Genomic DNA, 25,486 nt, shown 5'->3' with positions numbered 1-25,486 from the left:
AGGTATGTCATGAAGAAAAGCTACAAAATACTCTCAATCGCATCGATTCTTGGTTTGACAGCTGCGCTATCAGGCTGCCAGTTGCTGGATCAAAAAAGCGGTACATCTGAATCAAACAAAACAAACGAACAAAAAAACGCAGCAAGTTCATCTCCCCAGCACAACTCAAACGATAAGGCAGATTCATCGAATCAAGAGCTGACGTTAAAGAGTGAATATTTCAATGACATCAAGGTTGTGAGCGGTCTGAAAACCATTCAAAATCCTGAAAATGTGCTAGCACTTGTCAACAAAGAATATGCATTACCAGGAACCTATAAACCTTCTGATCTCGTTGTACCAAAAGTAGAATTCTCTTTTTCGGAAGATATTGAAAAGCGATATATCCGCAAAGAAGCAGCGGAAGCGCTTGAGAAGTTATTCAAAGGTGCAAAAAAGGAAAACTTCGAGCTTGCTGCAGTATCTGGCTATCGCTCCTATGACCGTCAAAAAGTCATTTTTGATAGTGAGGTCAAATTAAAAGGCAAAGAAAAAGCACAAGAAGCAGTCGCTTTACCCGGCGAAAGTGAACATCAAACAGGTTTAGCCATGGACATTTCGTCAAAAAGTGCCGGCTTTGAGATCTCTGAAAAGTTTGGTGAAACACCAGATGGCAAATGGGTGGCTAAAAACGCCTATAAATATGGCTTTATCATCCGTTATCCAAAAGGAAAAGAAGACATTACGAAATACGAATATGAGCCGTGGCATTTGCGCTATGTTGGAAAAGAAGCCGCAAAAGCGATGCATGATCACGATTTAACATTTGAAGAATACATGAACAAAGTAAAGAAAATCTAAACAAGTAAAAGGCCTCCCAGCTATTCGGGAGGCCTTCTCTTATTCTTCTTTTAAAAAAAGAACAATCCTGCTAATGCGAAGCCGGTAATGAAACCGAGGCCGATGCCATACGCTGCACCCCAGCCATAATATCCGCCCCAATAGCCAAAGCCAAAGCCCCCGCGAGACCCGCCGATTGGACGAATATAAACTTTGCGGTTTGTCACACGCTCAATGCGTCCGACATGAACTCTGCCATTACGATCAGTGATTCTAGCGACTTTCCCCATGTGCTGCTGACAAAGCTTGTAGTAGCGCTCCATGTTTTTCCTCCTTATGACAAACTCTATTCACTCTTATCCTATGCGAGAGACTTCATAGAGTTTGGACAAAACATATAGGAGATTCGCTCATTTTATACGGTACATTCAAATAGAATGTGACTTAGCTGCTTTCGGTGTGCTTGAATGAGATCGTAGTGTGTTTGCAGCGTTTCGTAAAGAGAAGGGGGTATGTGTTCAGATAATTCCATCTCTGTCGGCTCCTCCTGCCCCATATGTTCATCGAATGAGAGAATCTGAATGTCACGGAAGCCCGCTTCGGTTAACTGCTCCTTCCATTCTTCAAGCGACAAGAGCGAGTGGAAGCCGTAAAAATTCCGAACCGCTGCAAGCTCTTCAGGCGTAAGAGGGGCTTTTAACACAGCTTCATTTGCAATCAGTTGACTGCCAGGAGCAAGCACACGTTTGATTTCAGCTAGTGCATCAGGCAGTTTGGTAAAGCTTAAAACAGATTCACTGATGAGTAGAGAGAACGCTTGATCTGGAAAGGGCAGCTGCTCAATGGATGCCTCTAAAGCACGGATCGGCAGTTCCTCCCGTTTGAATCGCAGGTTCGCCTTTTCAATCATCAATGGATGCGTATCAATGGCCTCCACCTGATAACCTATATTTCCTAAATAGGCGGCGGTCTGTCCTGTACCGCATCCAGCGTCAAGTATTCGTGCATGAGGCGGCAGTTTTATATGCTCAATCATCGTTTTTGTTAACTCAATTCCGCCAGGATGGGCACCTGATACGCCAAAATAAGCAAGCATTTCTACATAATCACTCATATAATCCCTTCTTTCCTTATCCTGTTCCTCTCTAAAGATTATGCAATAGAGGGGCAAATGGCTTATCTTTTCAAATAGAAGTTGATCCTTTGGTTGACGGATGAAGCATCGTCCTTGATAATAATGAAAGGAGATAAAGGTGGTGTTTTTTTGAAAAAACAAATGAAGTTCGTGGTAGCCATTCTGGTGACTGCTGCACTGTCCTCAGCGATTACATTTGTGATCACAAAACAAGGTGCTGTCAGCGTCTCAGGAGACGAGAAGTTTAGTAAACTCATGGCTGCGTATACGAAGGTAAAGGATGAGTATTACGAAAAAACGGATGATCAAAAACTAGTAGATGGTGCGATCCAAGGAATGATTGCATCACTTGATGATCCATACTCTACATATATGGATCAGGAGGAAGCCGAAGGATTTAACAATACCATTTCTTCTTCATTTGAAGGAATTGGTGCACAAGTAGAAGAGAAGGATGGACAAATTTTAATTGTCGCACCGATTAAAGGCTCTCCTGCTGAAAAAGCTGGTTTGAAACCTCATGATCATATTTTAAAAGTGGATGGAAAAAGCACCAAAGGAATGTCGGTCAATAAAGCAGTCTCTCTCATTAGAGGGAAAAAAGGAACGGATGTTAAGCTGCATCTCAATCGTCAAGGAGTCGGTAATGTAGATGTGACCATCACAAGAGACACGATTCCGCTTGAAACGGTGTATGCAAAACTCACAAAAGACAAAATAGGAGAAATCCAAATTACGTCCTTTGCTGAAACCACATCGAAAGAGCTGGATAAAGCAATTGATGACCTCGAGAAAAAAGGGGCAAAAGGTTTTGTCATTGACCTGAGAGATAATCCAGGCGGCATCATGACAGAAGCCATTGAAATGAGCAATGACTTTATTGATAAAGGAAAAGTCATCATGCAGGTTGAAGAAAAAGGGAAGAAACAAGTGTACAAGGCTGAAAAAGAACGCAAAGTCCATCAGCCGGCAGTTGTCCTTGTAAATGGAGGATCAGCCAGCGCTGCTGAAATCATGGCGGCGGCTCTGCACCAATCTTCAGGCATTCAAATTGTGGGTGAAAAGACATTTGGCAAAGGAACTGTTCAAAATGCGCAAAACTATAATGATGGTTCTAGTGTCAAGTTAACCATTGCAAAATGGCTGACACCAGACGGTTCTTGGATCCACAAAAAAGGTATCGAACCACAGGTCAAAGCAGCTCTTCCGAGTTATGCAAAGCTGCCTTACTTAAGCCCGAAAAAATCATATGAGCTAAATGACAATGGAGATGAAGTCAAAGCAGCTCAAAAAATGTTCCAAGCGCTTGGCTACAAAGCAAAAGCAAACGGTGAGTACGATCAAGCATTCCAGTCTATCGTCAAAAGCTTCCAAACAGACAACGATCTCAAATCAGACGGTATTCTGACAGGAGATACAACGACCGTTCTGATGACAAAGATCCAAGATAAGCTAAAGAACAACGATACACAAATGAAAAAAGCCATTGAAGTCTTGAAAAAAGAGATGAAATAAAAAAAGCAGTCCTCATCAGGGGACTGCTTTTTCTTATCCTTACACTTCGTTTGTGAGCGCTTCTGTTTTTTCATGATCCTTTTCAAATAGATCATTCATGACAGAATTGGATGTGACCTTGTTTTGGAAGAATGGATTCAAAATCAAGATGACGACGACGTTTGCTAGTAACCCAAGAAAACCTTCATAAAGGCCGAACGTGACTTGTGAGATATTCGCTGTAAAGGTAACGATGATTCCAATGACTAACCCGGCAATCGTTGCTTCTCTCGATTGTTTTTTCCAGAATAAGCTGATGGCAATAGCTGGGAAGATTTGAACCATTCCTGAAACACCAATGAGCTGAAGCGTGACAAGTGCAGTTGGGAACAGCATCCCGAACAAAAGAGCGAGCCCGATGACGATAAACACCATCGAACGTGTAATGATGGTCAATCTTTTAGGTGACACATTCGGATGAATTAAGTCACGGTATAAATTATTGGCAAATAAATTTGATGCGCCAATGGCCATGATGGAGCATGGAATGAGGGAAGCCAGTGCAATCGTTGAATAAGCGAGCCCCTGCATCACGCCGCCATATGATGTTTGAATTAAATGAAGAAGAGCAAATCTTGGATTTGTATCTTCTGGTAAGACTAAAAAAGCAATAAATCCAAGGAAGATGACCAAAATCAATACAATATTATAAAGAGGCAAAAACATACTGTTTTTACGGATGGCATCTGCGCTTTTGGCTGTAAAAACCCCAGTTGCTGCGTGTGCCCACATAAACAAAGCAAGAGCAGAAACGCCTGAAGCAGTAATAAACCATAAAATGCCTTTAGGACCGCCTTCAGGGATCGTTAGAAGCTGAGGTGCTTCTTTGGCTAACGTATTCATCATCGGTGTCCAGCCGTTAAAATGAATGATCGGCAGTGAAACGACCATAAACAGCATGATCACCCAAACGAGAATATCTTTAATAATGGCTGTATATGTAGGACCTTTAATACCACTGAAAAATGTATAAAGTGCGACTAAAATAAATGAAATAATAACAACTGCATTCACATTAATATAACTAGTTCCAGCGACAGTTAACGTATCTTGAATCCCGCTCAGCTGAAGACAAATATAAGGAATCAGCATAAGTACTCCAACAATCGCAATCAAACTGGATAACAGCTTGCTGTCAAACCGCTCACGTGCATAATCGGCAAGTGTTGTAAGGTTGTGATTTTTCGCAACAGTCCATAGTTTCGGTAAAAAGAAATAAGCAATAAAATAAGCTAGGACGGAATAAGGAATAGCGAAAAAAGCGACGCTTCCAGCTGTATAAGCTGTACTTGTAAGCCCTAAAAAGGTATAAGCTGTATATAAGTCTGCGCCAACGAGGAACCAGACGAGCAGTCCGCCAAATTTTCTTCCGCCGACAGACCATTCTTCTACTGACTGTCTTGATGATTTGTCACGACCAGCGGCAAATCCGATGACCACGACGATGAGAATAATACTTGCAGTAATCAATAAAGCTGTTAAATTTCCTTGCATTAGTCAGTTCCTCCATTTGAATGTTGCATCTTATAAATGATAAATGTGCAAATTGGTGTGAGTACAATCCATAGCAAGAGCCAGAAGTGGAAAAAGGGCAGGCCGATGACAAATGGATGAATGCGATTTGCAAAAGGCAGCAATGCGAGCTGTCCGATGAATGGAATCGCGATAAGTAGTGCCAGCATCAATTTTTTGTTCATGATTTCCTCCTGAATATTTTGTAATTTCATAATAATAGCAGTTGTCAGATTAGATCACAAGACCATTTTCAGAAAAAACAATCATTTTGGTGAATATCATACTAATATAACGCTTTCATTCTTGTCAAAGGAGAAAGAGTGAAGATGTAAAGAGGGGGAAGGTGAAAGAAAGTATGTAGAAATAATATTTAAAGCAAATAAAAAAGCCCCAGCATAAAGGCTGAGGCTTTTCCAATTTTTAAAGGAAATCAGATACTTCTTCGATGTCGAAACGATTGCTTTTATGAGCTTCTTTCGCTGCTTTACCAACTGAAATCAGCATAACCGGCTCGTAGCGGCCGCTTACATTGAATTCTTTGATGTAAGCGTCTTTACTGAAACCACCCATTGCACATGTATCATAGCCCATTGCTTTTGCCGCAATCATTAATTGCATAGCAGCTAATGAAGCATTTGAATACGCTGCTTCGCGTGCATATTGCTCGCTTTGGTATGCGCCATTGATTTGAGTCATCAATGTTTCTTTAATGTCTTCAGTAATGAAGCCTTGTTCTGCCAGCTCACTGTAGATTTTTTCGCCATTTTGGTTAGCTTCAAGGTCACCTAGAACTGCAATAACAGCTGATGCCTGTGATACTTGCTTTTGGTTGTAAGCGATTGGAAGTAATTTTGCTTTTGCTTCAGCACTATGGAAAACAGTGAAATGCCAATGCTGAAGGTTCCAAGCAGATGGTGCTTTTGTTGTGATTTCAAGAAGCTCTGTTAACTCTTCTTTTGTCATTTCATGAGAAGTATCATACTCTTTTACTGAAGCTCTTTGTTTTAAGATGTCAATTGTTTTTTGATCGGTCGCCATATGGATATTTCCTCCCGTTTTTGCAAATAATATGGTACAATAACTAAAAAGTGAGAAACTTACTTATTGTAACTAGAGTTATTTTAAATTGTACACCGTTAGTTTGTCAAACAATCATGAAAAGAAAGGCTGAAATTTATGGAATTCCAATTATGTCCACACATTCAGCAAGCTTTTTTACTCCTAGGCAAAAGGTGGAACGGTCTCATTATACATGTATTGCTTGATGGACCAAAGCGTTTTAAAGACCTCACAGACACGATCCCGTCGATCAGTCAAAAAATGCTCGCAGAGCGTTTAAAAGAGCTCGAGCAAGAAGGGATTATAGAGCGTACCGTCCTGCCTGAGACGCCTGTCAAAGTCATTTACAGTTTAACTGAAAAAGGGAATGCGTTACATGATGTGTTTCATGAGGTATCTCGGTGGGCAGGCGAGTATACAGACTCACACGGGAAAAAGGAGCAAGCCTAGTTTCAGGTTTGCCCAAACATTTTGACTCCTGATGAATATGCTGATGTTAGGCACATGACAAAGGAGGAGAAATGCATGTACCCTCATACTCCGTATTTTCGAGGCGGCGCCCCTGGCATTCCGCCATATGAATCCAGAGTCCCTTTGTTTTTTGGTTTTGGCGCTCCTTTAGTCGGCGGACTGCTTGGCGGATTTCTAGGAAGTGCGATTTTTAATTATCCCCGTCCATATTACCCGCCGCCACCACCGCCTGCTCCACCACCATATGGCGGCGGATATCCACCATACTATTAAGAAAAAAGAGTAAGCCTGCTTCCGTTCTTAAAGCAGGCTTTTTATAATGGAATATCAATTTCAGAAATTCCTGGATCATCATGCTTTAAAAACATAATTTCCAATATACCGTCTTGATACGACGCCTTCGTTCCTTTTCGTTTCACAGCAGCAGGGAGAACGACTTTCTTCTGCGTCCCTTCTTCAGGAAAATGATCAATAAATAGCAGATTGGCTGTATGTTTGATTTTGACTTTTTCTGTGTTCGGACGAGCAAGTTCAATTTTGACAAACACATGATCAGTCGTCTCGAACACTTCGACTTCTGGCTCTTTTTCTTTTTCGGCATCAGTTTCTCTCGTTTTTTGATTTTGAGAAAGGGGGTCCTGAAATGGGAACTGAGCAGGATAATTGGAGCCGAATACACTTTCCATGACTTGATTGACATACTGCTCAACGTCTTTAGGATCTGAATTCTTTAAGGCTTCTTTTGAGAACTGCTTTTGAAAAGGGAATAATCGGTTCCAGTCAAACATGTGAATCATCCTTTCTAAATGCCCTGAATTAGTATATGCCCATTCGCCTGCGTGCGTGCTATAATATACGTTAGATTTAGAAAGGGATGGTTACATTGAACGAACAGCAATCAAAAGGTGTTCTCTACACGGCAGCATCTTTTACACTCTGGGGCTTATTCCCGTTATATTGGAAGCTGATGGAGCATATTTCGTCAGGCGAAATTTTAGCGCACAGAATTTTATGGTCATTTGTGTTTATGTGCGGTATTCTTTTGTATTTAAAACAAGTCCGCCCAGCAATGCAGACAGTGAAGGGTCTCATACTGGATGGTAAAGCATTTTTTTCATTACTTTTATCTGCTATTTTAATTTCGGTCAACTGGTATGTTTACATTTGGGCAGTCAATCATGGTCTTATGCTAGAAGCAAGTTTAGGGTACTATATTAATCCGCTTGTATCCGTTCTATTAGGCATTATTTTCTTAAAAGAACGACTAAATAAATTGCAAACCATTGCCATCCTCATTGCCGCATTTGGTGTGATCCTTTCAACAGTTCAATACGGGTCATTTCCTGTCGTTGCTTTCTTATTAGCTCTTAGCTTCGGCTTTTATGGTTTGATTAAAAAAAGGATGAGCTTCACGAGCGCGATTGGTTTGACGATTGAAACGCTGCTTCTCGCACCGGCTGCACTTGTGTACTTATTATTTTTCTTAAAAGAACCTGTCGTGACTATGAATCCTAACAGCTTCGGGTCGCTCGGTCTCTTATTTTTTGCAGGCGTTTTTACAGCCGTGCCGCTTCTTTTATTCTCAGAAGGCGCAAAAAGAATTCCACTTTATCAAGTGGGCATTTTGCAATACATTGCACCGACAATTACGCTGTTTTTAGGGCTGTTTGTCTATCACGAACACTTATCCGCAGCTAAAATTGTGACATTCCTTTGTATTTGGGTGGCGATTTTACTGTTTACCACCTCTCAATTACGCATGAAAAAAACAGCGAATTCTCATTAAGCCAAACGAGCAGTTTGCTTTTTTTTGCAGGCGGATCATGTCATAATAAATTGTTACCAAAACTGTAGAGGTGATCATATGTCGTCAGCTCATGAGCTTGCAGCCGCCTATCAATCTTTATGGAAAAATCGTCAGCTTGATGTTGATGATATGTCTTCTTTACACGAGGCCATATGTGATGATTTACTTGATGCACGAACACATCCGCGGGCAAGGAAATCATTACACCAAAAGTATGTGCTTGCTGTGGAGAGAATTTTAGAAAGTGAGCTTAAGCATGATCATCAGCTGCAGTTGATCAGCTTACATACGAAAAAGCTGCGAGAATTAATTCAAAATGAAGGAAGGAACCACTCATGAAACCAATTCAAACGGAAGATGTCACAGCACATCTTGAATCGTTTTTAAATCGTCCAGTCTTCGTTCATCTTGAAACGACAACTGGTTCTTATTCAGCTCATGTAAATGAACAAAATATGACGGTTGTTGCGTATATCCGCAACGCGAAAGTCGTCTATTCACAGGCGAAAATAAAAGGACAAGGTCCATACCGTGTTGGAATGAAAACAGAAGATGGCTGGATTTACGCAGAAGGATTAACCGATTATGTGTTTGATGACCAAGGCCGCTTGCTATTAGCTGGACACTTGCCAGACGGCAAACTAGCGATTTCATTACAAATTAGTGAAACACCATTTCAGGTGTAGAAGAAAGGGTGACAAGTCATGAACGAACATGTACTAGTGATGCTGCCTCACCCCGATGATGAATCTTTTGGGGTTGCTGGTCTCATTGCACAAAGCAGAAAACGCGGAATTCCCGTCACATATGCATGCGGGACACTTGGAGAAATGGGCAGAAATATGGGAAGCCCAACATATGCGAACCGTGAAACACTTCCTGAATTAAGAAAACAGGAATTAATCAATGCCTGTAAAGAAATGGATATCACAGACTTACGTATGCTTGGCCTGCGTGATAAAACATTGGAATTTGAAGACGACGAGTATTTAGCAGATGTGATGGAAACCATCATTGATGAAGTCAAACCGACACTCATTGTGACGTTTTATCCAGGACACGGTGTACATCCTGATCATGATGCGACAGGTGAAGCTGTGATTCGTGCTCTTTACCGCAAGAAAAAAGAAGACCGTCCTGTCACATACTGCATGGCCATTACGAAAAATAGAGAAGAAGTACTTGGACATGCGGATATTGTGATTGATATTACAGATGTTGCAGATATCAAATTAAATGCACTGAGAGCGCATAGAACGCAAACAGAGGGCATGCTGAGAGAGCTTGAACAAAAGCTGAAAAACAAAGAACCAGTTGTCCAAAAATGGTTTGATGAAGAAATTTTCTGGACGTATCAATGGAATGACTAAACAAAAAAGCAGCTGATCTATGTCAGCTGCTTTTTTGTGTTGTATTTAGTGATTCGATACATGCCTGAGTTGACGTTTTTGAATCAATCTGAGACGGATAAAGAGGACGATGGCGCCTGCGGCAAGCCCGGCAATCAGTCCGATCCAATAACCAAACGCCCCAAAGGAGGTATATGTGCCAATGAGATAACCGGCAGGAAGACCAATGACCCAGTAAGAGACAAAAGCAGCAATCAGCGTATAATTCACATCTTTATAGCCGCGCAGAGCCCCTTGAATGGGTGCAGCAATCGCATCTGACAGCTGGAAAAAGATCGCGTAAATCAAAAAGTGCTGTGTCATTTGTAAAACAGCTGATTCAGCTGTATATAAACCAGCGATCTCTGGTCTGAATAGCAAGATGAGGGCCGCCGTACATAATGAGAATAATACCGCCGTTCCAATGCCGATATAGCTGTAGCTTTGCGCGTCTTTATACCTCTTAGCCCCCGCTTCAAACCCAACAACGATCGTTAACGCCATTGAGATACTAAGCGGTAAAATATAAAGAATAGAAGCAAAGTTCATCGCTGCTTGGTGACTGGCGATAGTAATGGTATCAAAGTGCCCCATTAATAGCGTCACTGCTGCAAAGATACTCGTTTCAAAAAAGATCGCAAACCCGATAGGAAGGCCAATTTTCAGTATTTGCCCTATACGGGAGATATTCATTCGAGGCAGTTTTTGAAACAAACGAAATGAGGCAAATGGTTCTGCTTTAATGACAATACAAATACTCATGATGAAAATCGCCCAGTACGTCATTGCAGATGCAAGACCGGCACCCGCGCCCCCAAGCTTTGGAAAGCCAAAATTCCCAAAAATCAATACGTAATTTAAAACAAAGTTAATAGGAAGTGCTGTGAGCGTGATGAACATTGTCACACGTGTTTTCCCTAATGCATCAATAAATGACCTTAGCACCGAATAACCAAACAGCGGAATGATGCCAAAAGCAAGAAAGCTGAGAAAATGCCGGGCAATATCCTCTACAGAGTGCTCGAGTCCAAGTCCTCCTAGTATGTAAGGAACGCTGATCGTACCAATGACAATCACAGCGATACTTAAAAGAAAGGATAAATAAATCGCCTGAAAGACAGCCCGGGGAACATCTTCTTTATGCCCAGCGCCCATCAGCTGAGCCACAATCGGAGTAACGGCCATCAAAATCCCGGCAAGTCCCGTATAAACAGGTGTCCAAATACTAGAACCGATCGCAACACCCGCAAGGTCTTCTGCACTCACTTTTCCAGACATCACCGTATCTAAAAAGGTAATAAGCGAAAGACCTGCTTGGGTGATTAAAATCGGAATCAAAATGGTTAAAAATAGTGTCAGCTTTGCTCGAATGCTATTCGTTTCTCTCATCATAAGTTCCTCTCTGAACAGAAATAACGAGAGGAATTATATCATGCTATGTAAAAAAATCAATTCTCCGTCGGATTATTTTTCTTAGATGGCTTCGTTTTTTTAAACATTTGGGCATAAATAAAAGAAAGACTGACAACACCTAAAATGCTGCAAGCATATTGGATGATTTTCTGAATGGTCATATTAAGCTCACCTCCATACAAATAGAATGTGCACAATTTGCTATTTTATAACAACAAGCGAAAGAAGGAGGGAAAAGATCAGATGATCCATCGGACGAACGAAGAAGTGATATTTAAAGCCGGGATGAGAACACATTTAATGAACATTATGAAGGATGCAAGTGACATCATTGATTCTCTTGATGAAACAGAGCAGTGTTTACTTTGTGATCTCGAAGCATTGCATGATCAGTTTAATGAAATGCATGCAGAGGCCTCGTCGTTTTATTTACAAGCGTATATGGAAGAATTCACACCAGGATTTGCTCAATTTTCTTTAGCCATTGAGAATTTATCAAAACAAAAGCATGGAGCACTCATTGTGATTCAAAGACGCGATGAGGTTGAGGATTTTATTCAAAAAGGGACAAACCTTCATGCGAAAATTAGTGCTTCCTTAATAGAAAGCATTTTCTATCCGGGAAATCCACTGCATGACGGTGCTCTTTTAGTCAAAGAAAATACACTTGTCTCTGCTGCAAATGTGCTGCCGCTTACATCGGAAAAAGTGAGTCCTTCGCTTGGCACAAGGCACAGGGCAGCGATCGGACTCTCTGGTATGACCGATGCACTTGTTCTTGTCGTGTCAGAAGAAACGGGAAAAATGTCGTTTGCGAAAGAAGGCGTGCTTTACCCGCTTACCGTAAAAGATCCGGAAATAAGAAAATAATAACGAACGCTGCATTCTTCATTCGGAAGGATGCTTTTTTATTTGAGGAGAAAAATCAGCCAATTAAGTAAAAAGTCATTTGATACAGAAAAATTTGTCATGTAGAATAGAACTATGAAACTAGCAGCGTGCTTGTTTTGACAAATTTCTAAACGTCAACTTAAAAATTCCTTAAAAAATGTTTATAAATACAACAAACAGCCGATAGAAACGATATGGCTTTGTTTTAGCATTTTGAGTTGGCTGCTTTAGCCTATTTGTTATTGCCCAACGTCTTCATGTCGAGTAATATAATAGAAATAAAGATAAAATAGTGCAAGAGAAGCAGAACCATTAAATGCTAAACTCAAAACTAGTACATAAGTCTTATTGAACAAAATCATGAAAGGCGGAGATTCCTCTATGAAGAAAAAAGTAGTAACCGGCCTCACAGTTTCAGCGATCGCTGGCTCAGCTGTGTTTGCTGCACCGGCAGAAGCACAGACGATCAAGGTGAAAAGCGGTGACTCACTTTGGAAGATTGCCGAACAGTACAATACAAGTATTTCGGAGCTTCAATCTCTTAATCAATTAAAAACGACAATGATTTTTGCAGGACAAAGCTTGAAAATTCCTGGCGAAAAAAGCAAGAAATCCAGTTCATCAACAGGGTCAAAAGCAACGAAATCAAGTGCTTCAAAGACTTCCAGCTATACTGTAAAGCTTGGCGATTCTTTATGGCTGATTGCAAAAAATCATAAAATGTCAGTTGCGAGCTTAAAAAGCCTAAACAGCTTAAACAGCGACCTGATTCGTCCTGGTCAAAAGCTAAAGGTATCTGGCAGCACGAAGACGAGCGGAAACCAGTCATCAAATTCAAACTCATCTTCAAATTCCAGCTCAAGCAATAAGACAACGAATTCAAATAGTTCATCATCAAGTACATACAAGGTTAAATTAGGGGATTCACTTTGGAAAATTGCGAATTCGCTAAATATGTCGATTGGTGAAATCAAAACATTGAACGGATTAAAATCTGATATGATTTATCCAAATCAAGTATTGAAAGTAAAAGGGACGGCTGCATCAAAACCAAGTCAGCCGAAACCTACTAAACCAAGCAATTCAAACAGTAACCAGTCTTCTAGCGGGAAAACAACATCTTATACTGTAAAATCAGGTGATTCGTTATGGAAAATTGCGAATCAATTCAAAGTACAGGTTCAATCAATCCGCACAGCCAACAACTTAAAAAGTGATGTGCTTAGAATTGGACAAGTATTAAAAATCAATGGTGCAGCTTCCGGTTCAACTGGATCGAATGGCTCTACGTCTAACGGTTCAACAAAGCCAGTCGACAATAACAAAAATGATGTACCAATGAATGCAAAGATCACGACAATGATTCAAGAGGGGAAAAAGCTGACAGGCGTTCCTTACAGATGGGGCGGTAATACACCAGCAGGATTTGACTGCAGCGGCTTTGTTTACTATCTCATTAACAAAGTTTCATCTGTATCCAGATTAAGCACAGCTGGCTACTGGAATATGATGACGCCTGTAAGCACACCACAAGTTGGAGATTTTGTTTATTTTACAACGTACAAAGCAGGCCCTTCTCATATGGGACTATACCTTGGCGGAGGAGATTTCCTTCATGCAAGTGACAATGGAGTAGGAATTTCGAACTTAAGCAACCCATATTGGAAAAAAGCCTACTTAGGTGCAAAACGTTTCTTCTAAAAAAAGCCGATTTTCGGCTTTTTTTGTTTGCCAGCTGCTGTGATTGTCCATACTGATAACAAAAGGGGGCAGTTATAAATGAAAAAGTCAGTGTGGATGATCATGATATGTTTGATCTTTACCGCATCAGCATGTCATGCACCGCCGAAAAAAGAAACGACCGAAGAAACAAGCGAAGTTTCAGCACCTAAACAAGCACCAGTCACGACGCCACTCATAAACGAAAGCGGGCAAAAAATAGGAAGCATTGAAATAAGAGAGTCCTCAGAAAATGGGCTGGATCTGCATGTGAAAGCGAAAGGGCTGCCACCAGGTCCTCACGGTTTTCATATTCATGAAACAGGAATATGTGAAACGCCAGATTTTGAAACGGCAGGAGCTCACTTTAATCCAACCCATAGAGAGCATGGTTTTGACAATCCAAAGGGGCACCATGCTGGAGATATGCCTAATTTAGAGGTAGGAGCAGATGGACAAATTGATGTGGTTGTGAACGTACCAGATGTGATGTTAAAGGGAGGCCCGAATCAATTAATCGATCAAAATGGGCGAAGCTTTATCATTCATGCAGAAGCAGATGATTACTTAAGTAACCCTTCTGGTAACTCAGGAAAACGTATCGCTTGCGGAGCGATAACAAAAGAAATGGCAAAATAACAGAAGTCTAACCTTTATGTATTGAGTGCATAAAGGTTTTTTTAGTATACTTGGTGAGGAAAATGATCGAAGAGAGGAATTAATCATACATGTTTAACGAACAATCACTCCCAGAAGAAATTCAAGCAATGATTAAAGCAAAAGCAAAAGTGCTGGAAGAAGAATTTCGTCCACTTATTGGAACAGGCGGCTATGAATCACAGGATACTTCTATCATTCAAGATGCCATGATTGCATTAGCACTAGGAAAAAACGTTCTTTTAAAGGGGCCGACCGGCTCAGGTAAAACCAAACTAGCAGAAACATTATCCGCTTTCTTTCAGCAGCCGATGCACAGTGTGAACTGCTCGGTTGATCTTGATGCTGAAAGCTTGATTGGCTATAAAACCATCCACAATGATGGTCAGGTGGCTTCGATTGAATTCATTGAAGGACCTGTGACAAAAGCAATGAAAAAAGGCCATCTTTTATATATTGATGAAATCAACATGGCGAAGCCAGAAACACTGCCTATTTTAAATGGTGTACTCGACTACAGAAAAATGATGACAAACCCATTTACAGGTGAGGTTGTTAAAGCAGAAGAAGGCTTTGGGGTCATTGCGGCAATCAATGAAGGATATGTCGGCACAGTGCCTCTAAATGAAGCGTTAAAAAACCGTTTTGTGGTCATTGACGTTCCATATATCGGCGGCGGTATCCTGAAAGATGTACTGCAATCTCAATCTGTTTTAAAGGATGAGCGGTTAATTGATCAATTCGTTCAGCTCTCATCAGACCTTATTACACAAGCTCATAACGGACAGGTGAGTGAAGAAGCAGCATCCATCCGCGCGCTTCTAGATACTTGTGATCTTGCGCAATACATCCCGCCGCTTCGTGCCGTTGAACGAGGCATTGTTGAAAAGCTGGAAGATGACCGGGAAAAAGCAGCGGTAAGAAATATCGCCCAAACATTATTCGAGTGAGGTTCTAACTTTTGAAATTCATCAAATTTAATGACAGCAGAATCGATTCATTTTTATTTATGGAATTAACGGATTTAGCCAAAACGTTAGCAAAAAGTGATGATGTCGAGCTTGAATACGGTGTGCAGTCCTACTATGAACCGTTTGAAAAGAAAATTTTCATCAGTCATTTTTGGGATGATCGTAAACAAGAAGATATGCTAGCAGGGCTGAAAAGTGATGTGTTCCTTCGTGCAGTAGGCACGGTTTATAGTGATCTTACGGTATTTCAGGAGATCATTCGCTTTGCTCATACATTATCCATTCCTGATGTATGTAAACAATTGTTTATGCTGTTTGAAGATATCCGGATCGAAGAGCGGATTAAGCATGACCGCCCAGGAACAAAAAAGGTATTTAAACGAAGAAGAGAGCTGTACCGGCGTCACTTTAAGACACAATTAACGATTAACCAAGAACGAAGTATTTTAACAGATGCACTTTTTTGTGCGATTTATGTGAAGCTGACAGCTGATTCTCCGCTCGAAGAGATTCCGCCTCTTCATGAGCAGATCAACCCGATGATTCCGTTTATTGAGTCAAGTCTTGAACGTGTATATGATGCGGGTTCAACTGCAGACATCGCAGCTATTGTCAAAGAATTGATGGAAGGGTTCGATGAACTGCTTGAAAAGGATATGCTGAATACGTACTTTTTCTTCCCTGAATTGGACTATGAACAAGCGGCAAAAGAACCGCTGTTCCATGACTTAAAAAGAAAACCTACATTAAGTGAGGACATCAAAGTCGACCGAGAAAAAGAAGGCGATGAAGACATTCACCAAGAGTATATGGAAGTGTGGCATCGAGAAACCGAAGCGCCATCCAAAAGCTTCCTTCAATTTGATTTAGAGCACGGCGGTAAAAGTGATCTTGGTAAGGATGCGGCAAGAGAAGGTGATGACGGAGATCAGGCACTCGGAACTGTCCAAGGTTCTGCAAAGCAAACACACCGAAAAGATTATTCAAAGCTTGAAGCGCTGGAAGAGGCTGAAGGTGAAGAAAGCGGAGCAGATGGTCATGAGAATGGAAAAGAAAACAAATATGCGTTTCCAGTCATGATTTCACCAGATCCTCCTAAGCCAGAACAAATCGATGCCTACAAGCAGCATGCGAAGGAAATTGAGCCTTATCAGAAACGCTTAAAACAAATGATCCAAAAAACACTTGAACATAAAAAATCATGGCCTAAAACAGACCTTCATGCAGGACGTCTCAGCAAAAAGCTGATTCGCTACTTTACAGAGTCTAACCCGCGTCTTTTCTATAAAAAACAGGCACCGTCTTCTCAGATTGATGCTGTTTTCACCTTATTAGTAGACTGTTCAGCGAGCATGTTTGACAAGATGGATGAGACGAAAAAAGGCATTGTTCTCTTTCATGAAGCGTTAAAATCCGTGCAAGTCCCACATCAAATTGTTGGGTTTTGGGAAGATACAAACGACGCAACAGAAACAAGTCAGCCAAACTACTTCAACACAGTTGTGTCGTTCAAAGATTCTCTATTTGATGCAGGGCCTTCTATTATGTCTCTTGAGCCAGAAGAGGATAACCGGGATGGCTATGCGATCCGCCAAATGACAAAGATGATTTTAAAGCGAAGAGAAGAGCAAAAGTTTCTGATTGTCTTTTCAGACGGAGAGCCAGCTGCGTTCAGCTACGAACAAAATGGGATTGTCGATACACATGAAGCAGTTCTTGAAGCGAGGAAAAAGGGCATTGAGGTGATCAATGTGTTTTTATCCAATTCGCCGATAGAAGAAGCACAGATGAAAACCATTCAAGATATGTATGGCAAGTTCAGCATTTTTGTACCAGATGTCGATACATTGCCAGATGTTTTATATCCATTACTGAAGAAACTGCTGCATAAAAGCATTGGGGCATAAGGTTTTGCCCCTTTCTTCAAATTATTTTTCGGAATGATTTAAATTTTTTGTTTTTCTGTGAATTTTTTATCTTTAATTGAACAAAGAATGTAGAAAGTAATCCAAAACAGTGGTAGAATATTATTGGAAGCGTTTTATTACATAAATTTGGTCATTGTGTTCTGGAAGTTATATCGAGATAGTGTTCAATCACTTGATGATCAAAGTTGGGGGTAGTGTTCAAAATGTTTCAAAATGATGTGAAACAACCGTTGAGTTGGGAAGAATTTCATGGTCCGAACCTCGGCTATGTGCTCGAGCTCTACGATCAGTATGTCCAGGATCCTACTAGTGTTGATGAAGATCTAAGAGGCATATTTGATGAACTTGGTGCACCACCGAGTGAAATGAAGGAGGAAATTGGGAAAAAAGAAAATAGCGTAGTTACTTCTGAACAAATCCAAAAGATAGCATCAGTCGTTAAACTGGCAGAAGACATCAGAACGTATGGCCATTTAAATGCTTCCGTCAATCCTCTTCGCAAAGAAAAGGAATTACAAGAGCTGTTTCCTTTAAAGGAGTACGGTTTAACAGAAGAAGATGTCAAGAATATTCCGATATCTATTATTAGTCCGGATGCACCAAAACACATTTCAAACGGCATAGAAGCCATTAACCATTTGAGAAATACGTATAAACGTACCATTTCATTTGAGTTTGATCACGTGCATGACTTCGAAGAGCGAAACTGGCTCTCAAAATCAATTGAATCTGGTGAACTATTTAAGAAAAAACCAGCAGATAAATTAGTTTCTGTATTCAAGAGATTAACAGAAGTTGAGCAGTTCGAGCAGTTTCTTCATAAAACATTTGTTGGGCAAAAGCGCTTCTCTATAGAAGGTTTAGACGCACTTGTCCCAGTACTTGATGAAATTATTTCAGAGTCTGTTACACAAGGGACTTCAAATATTAACATTGGAATGGCACACAGAGGCCGTTTAAATGTATTAGCACATGTGTTAGGAAAGCCATATGAGATCATTTTCTCAGAATTCCAGCATGCGCCAAATAAAGAGCTCGTTCCATCAGAAGGCTCTATTGGCATCAGCTACGGATGGACAGGGGATGTTAAGTACCATCTTGGAGCTGACCGTCAAATCAAAGACGAAGATACAAAGAGTGCGAGAGTTACGCTTGCTAATAACCCAAGTCACTTGGAGTTCATTGATCCAATCATTGAAGGAAGCACGCGTGCCGCTCAGGAATCACGTACTCAAAAAGGCTATCCAGTTCAAGACGTTGAAAAAGCGTTAGCCATCTTAATTCATGGGGATGCAGCATTCCCTGGAGAAGGAATTGTGGCAGAAACATTAAATTTAAGCCAACTTGTAGGCTATCAAGTAGGCGGAACCATCCATATTATTGCCAACAATATGATCGGGTTTACAACAGAAAGCAATGAATCCCGCTCGACGAAATATGCGAGTGACCTTGCAAAAGGATTTGAGATCCCTATTGTTCACGTCAATGCAGATGATCCAGAAGCGTGTTTAGCGGCTGTTCAGCTAGCAGTAGAATACCGCAAACGCTTCAAGAAGGATTTCCTTATTGACTTGATTGGTTACCGCAGATACGGTCATAACGAAATGGATGAGCCTTCTACAACTCAGCCAATGCTGTACGATGCGGTTAGAAAGCACAAAACGGTCAAGAATATCTTTGCAGATAAACTTGTCTCAGAAGGTCTTTTGACAAAAGAGCAGCGTGAAGAAATCGAGCAGGCTGTGACGGCAAAAATAGAAGAAGCTTATAAAAAGGTGCCTTCAAAGAAAGAGCATACGATTCAAGAAATCGAGCTGCCAGAGCCTGTATCAAACGGCTTCCCAGCAGTTGATACATCAGTAGAATTTGATGTACTCAGAAAGCTGAATGAAGAATTGATCAGCTGGCCGAATGATTTCCAAGTATTTGGTAAGCTGAAGCGGATCCTTGAAAAACGTGCAAAAGTGTTTACAGATGACCGTAAAGTAGAATGGTCACTTGGGGAAGCACTCGCATTTGCATCTATCTTAAAAGACGGTACGCCAATTCGAATGACCGGACAGGATTCAGAGCGTGGTACTTTTGCTCAAAGAAACCTTGTTCTTCACGACAGTCAAACGGGAGATGAATTTATTGCTCTTCATGAACTAAGTGATGCGAATGCATCGTTTACAGTTCATAACAGTCCACTGTCAGAAGGCTCAGTCATCGGGTTTGAATATGGTTATAATGTCTATTCTCCTGAAACGTTAGTGATTTGGGAAGCTCAATTCGGTGACTTCGCAAATGCGGCTCAAGTGTATTTCGATCAATTTATCTCAGCTGGCCGTGCAAAATGGGGACAAAAATCAGGTTTAGTCATGCTGCTGCCGCATGGATATGAAGGACAAGGTCCTGAGCATTCAAGTGGAAGAACAGAACGCTTCCTGCAATCAGCTGCTGAGAATAACTGGACAGTTGCGAACCTGACTAGTGCAGCGCAATATTTCCATATTCTTAGAAGACAGGCGAAAATGCTGCTTCGTGAAGAGATTCGTCCGCTTGTCATTATGACACCGAAGAGTCTGCTTCGTAACCCGAACACATTGTCTGAAGTCCAAGAATTAACAGATGGACAGTTCCGTCCAGTTCTTGAACAGCCGGGTCTTGTACATGATCACGAAAAAGTATCGCGTCTCGTGCTATCTAGCGGGAAGGTATCCATTGATATTAGTGATCGTTTTACTCAAATGGAAGAGCCGAAAGATTGGCTTCACGTTGCAAGAGTGGAACAGCTATATCCGTTCCCAGCCAAAGATATTAAAGGAATTTTAACAAAGCTGACAAACTTAGAAGAAATCGTATGGGTGCAAGAAGAACCGCAAAATATGGGAGCTTGGGGATACATTGAGCCATATTTACGTGAAATTGCACCTGAAAAAGTAAAAGTACGTTACATCGGCCGAAGAAGACGTTCAAGTACGGCTGAGGGTGATCCAACTGTGCATAAAAAAGAACAAGAACGAATTGTATCTGATAGCTTGACTCGCAAAAACTAAGGGGGAAATGAAAAATGGCGGAAATTAAAGTACCTGAATTAGCGGAATCAATCTCGGAAGGAACGATTGCTCAATGGCTAAAGCAGCCGGGCGATTATGTGGAGCAGGGGGAGTACCTGCTGGAACTTGAAACAGATAAAGTCAATGTAGAACTGACTGCTGAAGAATCTGGTGTATTAAAAGAAGTACTGAAAGATTCTGGTGACACTGTACAAGTTGGAGAGGTCATCGGAACGATTGCAGCAGGTGAAGCTGGCGGAAGCGAGTCCGCAGCTCCAGCACCTGAGCAAGCTTCTGCACCAGCTTCGAAAGAAGAACCGGCAGCTGCTCAAAAAGAAGAAGCAGTGAAAGAAGAGCCGAAAGCTGGTAATGGCAGAACCATCGCTTCTCCTGCAGCTAGAAAACTAGCGAGAGAGAAGGGATTAGACTTATCTGAGATTCCAACCGTAGATCCGCTGGGCAGGGTACGAAAGCAGGATGTCGCTTCTTATCAAAAGAATGAAGCACCTGCAAGTGCACCAAAAGCCGCGCCAAAAGCAAATGCTGCGGTGCAAACTGAACAACCAGGAAAGCCTATTGAACGTGAAAGAATGTCACGCCGCAGACAAACAATTGCAAAACGTTTAGTTGAAGTTCAACAAACGGCTGCGATGCTGACGACATTTAATGAAGTCGATATGACAGCTGTGATGGATTTAAGAAAGCGTCGTAAAGATGCCTTCCTAGAACAAAATGATGTCAAGCTTGGCTTCATGTCCTTCTTTACAAAAGCAGTTGTAGCAGCACTGAAGAAGTATCCGCTGCTTAACGCAGAAATTCAAGGTGATGAGCTTGTCTTGAAGAAATTCTATGACATCGGCATCGCTGTTGCTGCAAACGAAGGACTTGTCGTACCGGTTGTCCGTGATGCAGACAGATTGTCATTTGCGGGAATTGAAAAAGAAATTGGTCATCTTGCGAAAAAAGCAAGAGATAACAAATTGTCTCTTAATGAGTTACAAGGTGGATCATTCACGATCACAAACGGCGGAACATTTGGTTCTCTGCTATCAACTCCGATTTTAAACAGCCCGCAAGTTGGAATTTTAGGGATGCATAAAATTCAGCTTCGTCCGGTGGCGATTGATGAAGAACGTTTTGAGAACCGTCCGATGATGTATTTAGCTCTTTCTTATGACCACCGTATTGTCGATGGTAAAGAAGCAGTTGGATTCCTCGTTACGATTAAAAATCTGCTTGAAGATCCTGAGCAGCTATTACTTGAAGGATAATCTTCAATTATAAAAAGCTAGCACCTGTTAAGGTGCTAGCTTTTTTTCTTTTCACTGTCATGTTGTCCTCGTTTTGACCAATACGTCGCAAGCCAGGAACCAGATAAATTATGCCACACACTAAAAATCGCACTTGGTACGGCTGCGAGCGGTGAGAAGTGTGCTGTTGCTAGCGCTGCACCGAGCCCGGAGTTTTGCATGCCTACTTCGATCGAGATCGCTCTACGAGAAGGGATATCCATTCTGCACCACTTTGCGATCAGGTAACCAAATAAGAGACCAAGTCCATTATGTAATATAACAACGGCAAATATCAGCAATCCAGATTGAAGAATCTGCTCTTTATTTGCACTGACAACCGCTGCAATGATCAACACAATTCCAGCAACAGATACAAGCGGCAATGCTTGAACTGCATAGTTTACTTGTTTTTTGAAAAATACCTTAACGATAACACCTAGGATAATAGGAATTAGCACAACTTGGACAATCGACAAAAATAATGCCTCCGGTGATACAGGTAACCATGATCTTGCAAAAATATAGATAAAGAGAGGCGTTAAAAAGGGAGCAAGAAGGGTCGATATAGTTGTGACCGCTACGGATAATGCCATATTGCCTTTTGCCAAGAAGGTCATGACATTGGATGCTGTACCGCCCGGGCAGCAGCCCACAAGAATAACGCCTACAGCAATTTCAGATGGCAGCCGTAATCCGTAAGCTAATAGAAAGGCGATCAGCGGCATGAGTGTGTACTGCGCCAAAACCCCAATTAACACATAGAGAGGTTTACGAAAAAGCTCCTTAAAATCTTCACCAGATAACGTAAGCCCCATCCCAAACATAATAACACCTAATAAAAAAGGGATATACGGTCCAATCTGAGAAAATACGTTAGGAAAAGTAAATCCAAGACATGCAAAGATAATGACCCAGATTGCAAAGGTTCTTCCTGCAAATTGACTAATGGTTAAAAGAATGTTCATTCATTGCTTCATCTCACTTTCCTCACATATCTTTCCTATTTTAAACGAATTTTCTGAAAAAACAACCCATTCTTTATAAAGGTGTTAATAATAAAATTATGTAAACTAAAAATACCCCATATAAGCATTAGCCTATATGGAGCATCGTTTTAAAAAGGGGTCCATCTCACTTGTTGTGCCTGCTTAAGCCTAGCTTCTGGCTCACGCCAGTCGACCACACTCCACCAACGATCTACGTATTTCGCTTTTTCATTCAGATATTGAAGGTAGTAGGCGTGCTCCCATACATCAAGGACTAGAAGGGGGATCACGTCCCATTGTGACAAAAATTGATGGCGTTCTGCTTGTAAAATCTCTAATCGCTGAGATCTAGGCGCCCATACGAGAATGGCCCAGCCAACACCTTCTACTTGTTTGGCCGCTGCTGAAAATTGAGATTTAAATGCATCATAGCTGTCAAACGATTGTTCAATGAGACGAAGCATTTGTCCAGTGGGCTTTCGTTTTCCTGAAGGACTCATGGAAAACCAAAAAATACAATGTAAATAGTGCCCCGCACCATTGAAGGCAAGCTCCCGTTCCCAATGCTTAATCATTTTAAAATCATTGGTTCTTCTTGCATTTTTTAATGCAAGCTCAGCTTGGTTCAAACCATCTACATATGATTGATGATGCTTCTGGTGATGCAAATACATAATTTCTTTTGAAATAAACGGTTCTAGTGCATCATACCGGTAAGGGAGAGGAGGTAACTTGTGACTTCCAGCTGCTACCTCCCGCATGTCTTCTTGTGGGTTCATGTCCTCAGCAATACGTTCTGCCAGTTCGTACCACTCTTGTTCACTGGAATGTTCATCATCCATTGAGAACCATAAATGGTCTACTTTCTGACGGATGTTGTCATCTTGAATCGCGGGTTGAATGGAGCTAAGCCACTCTTTGAGCTGCAAACGGTACTCTTCCTTATTCATTCTTACGCCTCATTTCTTCTAAAAATGTGGAACAAGCCATCATCGGAAAGACAAATGGGTAGCTATGATAAGTGATGTAAAATTGCTTTGGCAGGCCAATGCCTACTGGATAGTGCAAGGCTTCATTCGTGTGCTGATGATGGATCAAAAATGAGATGGCTTTTAAAATCGTTTTGTCATCGGGCTTCTCATATTGTAAAAGTGCCTCTGCTGCCCAAGCCGTCTGAACCACTGTGCCAAACGGGAGGGGGACATACGTTTTTACCTCTGCACTTTTACATGATTCTCCGAAGCTGCCATCTTCTCGTTGAATCTGCTTTAAAAATCGGCATGCTTTTTGGACAGCAGGATGGGTGGAGGGGATGCCGGCAGCTTTTAGACCTGTTAATGCTGCCCACGTTCCATAAATATAGCAAACACCCCATCTGCCAAACCATGATCCATTTTTCTCTTGATGATCTAGGAGCCACTTGACACATTGGTCTTTTTGCCTGTGAATAGGCGGTGACATGTTTTTCTCTTCAAGACCCATGAGATGAAGCACGCGGCCTGTAATATCAGGAGTCGATGGATCAATTGCTGCATCCTCCGCAGATTCAAGCGGCAGATGTCGAAGCAGGAAGTGATCTTGATTTTTTTCAAAAGCGGAGAATCCGCCATCACGGTTTTGCATGGAAAGAAGCCAATTGAATCCTCGATTCCACTGAACTGGTGCGTACGTTCGAGGAATGGCTTTTAAGACAATTTGCGTATCATCACAATCAGGGTTATTCGTATTGATATCTGAAAAACCAAAGCCTCCCGGAGCAGCATGCCGGTTATGAATCGCCCAGTCTGCTTTCTTCATTTGCTGCCGGTTCAGTAAGTATGAGAAAGACTTTGTGATGACTGGGTCTTCTTGTTTTTTGCCAGCTTTTTGAGAAGCATAACTGACAAGTGCTGTATCCCAAACTGTGGATGTGGAATTTTCTGCATACATTCTGCCCTGACAGTTTGTGACTAGCTTTTTCATGCCTTTGACTGCTTTTAAAATGAGATGATGTCCCGGGGAGTATCCAAGGCTCATCAGTGCATAGACCATAAAAATACTTGCACTTAAATAGCTGTACAGTGTGCCATCTTTTTCGAGGCGGTCAAACATATATCGCTTTGCTGCTTCATATCCGAAAAAGTCCAGCCGGCTGTCGAGTGCTGTATACGATCGCATGTAAGTCAGAAAGTGATGAGTGGAACGTTCTTCTCTTGCCATAAACCAGTCAAATGGATTCTTAGACATGTTTGCATCAAGGTGTGCTAGGCTTGGAAATTTCTCATGAGAAGTATATCGTTTGTTGAGTGCAATCATCATTGGCACAAAGTGAATTCTTGCATATGCACTAAGATGATAGAAGTGAAGTGGAAAGTATGTAGGGATGAGTAAAAAGGAAAGTGGTGCATAGAAGTACGGCCAAGGGTGCATGCCGTTGACGGCGAGCATCCACTTTGTCATAAAGTGAACGTTCTTTAATCCGCCATTTGATCGAATATATTGCGCTGCTTTTTCCATATGAGGCTCATCTTGTTGAAACCTGCCTGAAACGAGCATTCCGCAATAGCCCTGCACAGTAGCTGTTACATGTCCCGTTTGATCATGATACAAAGAAAAAGACCCATCCTCATTTTGCTTTTCGCGTATCGCTTCTGCTAATTGATCAACGAAAGCTTGATCCGTATCGCCGACAGCCTTTAACAGCATAATCAAAAAAGCATTTGTCATCATTGGACCTTCAAAGCAGAAAACAAAGGCGCCATCTTCTCGTTGTCTTCGCTGCATCTCTATGTGCAATTCTTCGATAAATTCATTTACTTTCAATTTAAAATCTTGCATATGCGGCCATGCTCCTTCCCTTTCAT

The 25,486-nt window shown here is 41.4% G+C and carries 26 protein-coding genes; 15 read left to right on the top strand and 11 right to left on the bottom strand.

Annotated elements, in window-relative coordinates; genetic code table 11:
• Positions 1-9: 9 nt before the first annotated feature.
• A complete protein-coding gene (locus NSU13_RS09820; protein ID WP_024422705.1) occupies positions 10-840 on the top strand; it encodes a M15 family metallopeptidase in 831 nt (276 codons plus the stop codon).
• Between the two features lie 50 nt (positions 841-890).
• Here NSU13_RS09820 and NSU13_RS09815 read toward each other — a convergent pair whose 3' ends face one another.
• Together NSU13_RS09815 and NSU13_RS09810 are read right to left on the bottom strand one after the other, a co-directional pair.
• Positions 891-1,142 (bottom strand): hypothetical protein, encoded by a 252-nt coding sequence (locus NSU13_RS09815; RefSeq protein WP_142945805.1) that lies wholly within the window; start codon positions 1,140-1,142, stop codon positions 891-893.
• Between the two features lie 92 nt (positions 1,143-1,234).
• On the bottom strand, positions 1,235-1,933 hold the full coding sequence (locus NSU13_RS09810; protein ID WP_211043333.1) for a class I SAM-dependent methyltransferase: 699 nt from the start codon (positions 1,931-1,933) through the stop codon (positions 1,235-1,237).
• Between the two features lie 150 nt (positions 1,934-2,083).
• On the opposite strand from NSU13_RS09810, the gene NSU13_RS09805 reads away from it, so the two are divergent.
• On the top strand, positions 2,084-3,469 hold the full coding sequence (locus NSU13_RS09805; RefSeq protein WP_041117716.1) for a S41 family peptidase: 1,386 nt from the start codon (positions 2,084-2,086) through the stop codon (positions 3,467-3,469).
• A 39-nt stretch (positions 3,470-3,508) separates the two neighbouring features.
• On the opposite strand, the gene NSU13_RS09800 is transcribed toward NSU13_RS09805, so the two are convergent.
• The 3 genes from NSU13_RS09800 to NSU13_RS09790 all read right to left on the bottom strand — a co-directional run bounded on the left by NSU13_RS09800 (position 3,509) and on the right by NSU13_RS09790 (position 6,061).
• Complete coding sequence (locus NSU13_RS09800) at positions 3,509-5,002, bottom strand: sodium:solute symporter (protein WP_041117714.1); 1,494 nt, start codon at positions 5,000-5,002, stop codon at positions 3,509-3,511.
• On the bottom strand, positions 5,002-5,205 hold the full coding sequence (locus NSU13_RS09795) for a DUF3311 domain-containing protein (protein WP_024422700.1): 204 nt from the start codon (positions 5,203-5,205) through the stop codon (positions 5,002-5,004). Before NSU13_RS09795 ends, NSU13_RS09800 begins: the two co-directional genes overlap by 1 nt.
• A 238-nt stretch (positions 5,206-5,443) precedes the next feature.
• Positions 5,444-6,061, bottom strand: a complete 618-nt coding sequence (locus NSU13_RS09790) for a nitroreductase family protein (protein WP_024428323.1) — start codon at positions 6,059-6,061, stop codon at positions 5,444-5,446.
• A 138-nt stretch (positions 6,062-6,199) separates the two neighbouring features.
• Here NSU13_RS09790 and NSU13_RS09785 point away from each other — a divergent pair, with 138 nt between their 5' ends.
• Both NSU13_RS09785 and NSU13_RS09780 read left to right on the top strand, forming a co-directional pair.
• The gene (locus tag NSU13_RS09785; protein ID WP_024428324.1) at positions 6,200-6,532 is read left to right on the top strand and encodes a winged helix-turn-helix transcriptional regulator; all 333 of its coding nucleotides are present in this window, start codon (positions 6,200-6,202) and stop codon (positions 6,530-6,532) included.
• Positions 6,533-6,607: 75 nt separating this feature from the next.
• On the top strand, positions 6,608-6,826 hold the full coding sequence (locus NSU13_RS09780; protein WP_024422697.1) for a hypothetical protein: 219 nt from the start codon (positions 6,608-6,610) through the stop codon (positions 6,824-6,826).
• Positions 6,827-6,867: 41 nt separating this feature from the next.
• Here NSU13_RS09780 and NSU13_RS09775 read toward each other — a convergent pair whose 3' ends face one another.
• Complete coding sequence (locus tag NSU13_RS09775; RefSeq protein WP_024428325.1) at positions 6,868-7,341, bottom strand: Hsp20/alpha crystallin family protein; 474 nt, start codon at positions 7,339-7,341, stop codon at positions 6,868-6,870.
• Between the two features lie 86 nt (positions 7,342-7,427).
• Here NSU13_RS09775 and rarD point away from each other — a divergent pair, with 86 nt between their 5' ends.
• From rarD to bshB2, 4 genes are all read left to right on the top strand, one after another.
• Positions 7,428-8,339 (top strand): EamA family transporter RarD, encoded by a 912-nt coding sequence (gene rarD, locus NSU13_RS09770; protein ID WP_048239421.1) that lies wholly within the window; start codon positions 7,428-7,430, stop codon positions 8,337-8,339.
• Between the two features lie 78 nt (positions 8,340-8,417).
• A complete protein-coding gene (locus NSU13_RS09765) occupies positions 8,418-8,699 on the top strand; it encodes a hypothetical protein (protein WP_024428326.1) in 282 nt (93 codons plus the stop codon).
• A complete protein-coding gene (locus NSU13_RS09760) occupies positions 8,696-9,046 on the top strand; it encodes a YojF family protein (protein ID WP_008359999.1) in 351 nt (116 codons plus the stop codon). The genes NSU13_RS09765 and NSU13_RS09760 overlap by 4 nt, the downstream gene beginning before the upstream one ends.
• 18 nt (positions 9,047-9,064) lie before the next feature.
• Positions 9,065-9,730 (top strand): bacillithiol biosynthesis deacetylase BshB2, encoded by a 666-nt coding sequence (gene bshB2, locus NSU13_RS09755; protein WP_024422693.1) that lies wholly within the window; start codon positions 9,065-9,067, stop codon positions 9,728-9,730.
• Positions 9,731-9,775: 45 nt separating this feature from the next.
• Here the strand turns inward: bshB2 and NSU13_RS09750 are convergent, their stop codons facing one another.
• Positions 9,776-11,137 (bottom strand): MATE family efflux transporter, encoded by a 1,362-nt coding sequence (locus tag NSU13_RS09750; RefSeq protein WP_342489486.1) that lies wholly within the window; start codon positions 11,135-11,137, stop codon positions 9,776-9,778.
• A 59-nt stretch (positions 11,138-11,196) separates the two neighbouring features.
• Positions 11,197-11,322 (bottom strand): hypothetical protein, encoded by a 126-nt coding sequence (locus NSU13_RS09745; RefSeq protein ID WP_008359993.1) that lies wholly within the window; start codon positions 11,320-11,322, stop codon positions 11,197-11,199.
• A gap of 82 nt (positions 11,323-11,404) precedes the next feature.
• Here NSU13_RS09745 and cdaS point away from each other — a divergent pair, with 82 nt between their 5' ends.
• The 7 genes from cdaS (at position 11,405) to odhB (ending at position 21,636) form a co-directional block, all read left to right on the top strand.
• Positions 11,405-12,031: a sporulation-specific diadenylate cyclase CdaS gene (gene cdaS / locus NSU13_RS09740; RefSeq protein ID WP_144496162.1), complete on the top strand. Its 627-nt coding sequence runs from the start codon at positions 11,405-11,407 to the stop codon at positions 12,029-12,031.
• 402 nt (positions 12,032-12,433) lie between these two features.
• Complete coding sequence (locus NSU13_RS09735; protein WP_041117706.1) at positions 12,434-13,753, top strand: peptidoglycan endopeptidase; 1,320 nt, start codon at positions 12,434-12,436, stop codon at positions 13,751-13,753.
• Between the two features lie 78 nt (positions 13,754-13,831).
• Positions 13,832-14,410: a superoxide dismutase family protein gene (locus NSU13_RS09730; RefSeq protein WP_034280578.1), complete on the top strand. Its 579-nt coding sequence runs from the start codon at positions 13,832-13,834 to the stop codon at positions 14,408-14,410.
• 89 nt (positions 14,411-14,499) lie between these two features.
• Positions 14,500-15,378 (top strand): MoxR family ATPase, encoded by an 879-nt coding sequence (locus NSU13_RS09725; RefSeq protein WP_034280579.1) that lies wholly within the window; start codon positions 14,500-14,502, stop codon positions 15,376-15,378.
• Between the two features lie 11 nt (positions 15,379-15,389).
• Positions 15,390-17,306, top strand: coding sequence for a VWA domain-containing protein (locus NSU13_RS09720; protein WP_041109486.1), 1,917 nt, complete (start codon positions 15,390-15,392; stop codon positions 17,304-17,306).
• 224 nt (positions 17,307-17,530) lie between these two features.
• Entirely contained in the window at positions 17,531-20,365 is a 2,835-nt protein-coding gene (sucA, locus tag NSU13_RS09715) for a 2-oxoglutarate dehydrogenase E1 component (RefSeq protein WP_034280582.1), read from the top strand.
• Between the two features lie 14 nt (positions 20,366-20,379).
• The gene (gene odhB, locus NSU13_RS09710; protein WP_024422686.1) at positions 20,380-21,636 is read left to right on the top strand and encodes a 2-oxoglutarate dehydrogenase complex dihydrolipoyllysine-residue succinyltransferase; all 1,257 of its coding nucleotides are present in this window, start codon (positions 20,380-20,382) and stop codon (positions 21,634-21,636) included.
• Between the two features lie 35 nt (positions 21,637-21,671).
• On the opposite strand, the gene NSU13_RS09705 is transcribed toward odhB, so the two are convergent.
• The 3 genes from NSU13_RS09705 to NSU13_RS09695 all read right to left on the bottom strand — a co-directional run bounded on the left by NSU13_RS09705 (position 21,672) and on the right by NSU13_RS09695 (position 25,460).
• Positions 21,672-22,622 (bottom strand): bile acid:sodium symporter family protein, encoded by a 951-nt coding sequence (locus NSU13_RS09705; protein WP_327826345.1) that lies wholly within the window; start codon positions 22,620-22,622, stop codon positions 21,672-21,674.
• Positions 22,623-22,771: 149 nt separating this feature from the next.
• Complete coding sequence (locus NSU13_RS09700; protein ID WP_327826347.1) at positions 22,772-23,593, bottom strand: superoxide dismutase; 822 nt, start codon at positions 23,591-23,593, stop codon at positions 22,772-22,774.
• Positions 23,586-25,460 carry a prenyltransferase/squalene oxidase repeat-containing protein gene (locus NSU13_RS09695; protein ID WP_034280590.1) on the bottom strand — a complete coding sequence of 625 codons (1,875 nt, stop codon included), beginning with the start codon at positions 25,458-25,460 and terminating at the stop codon, positions 23,586-23,588. Before NSU13_RS09695 ends, NSU13_RS09700 begins: the two co-directional genes overlap by 8 nt.
• Positions 25,461-25,486: the final 26 nt, after the last annotated feature.

Source organism: Bacillus sp. FSL M8-0049 (assembly GCF_038593355.1).
Classification (GTDB): Bacteria; Bacillota; Bacilli; order Bacillales; family Bacillaceae; genus Bacillus; species Bacillus safensis.
Note: the sequence above shows the minus strand (reverse complement) of the source record. Positions and strands in the feature narration are given on the sequence as shown.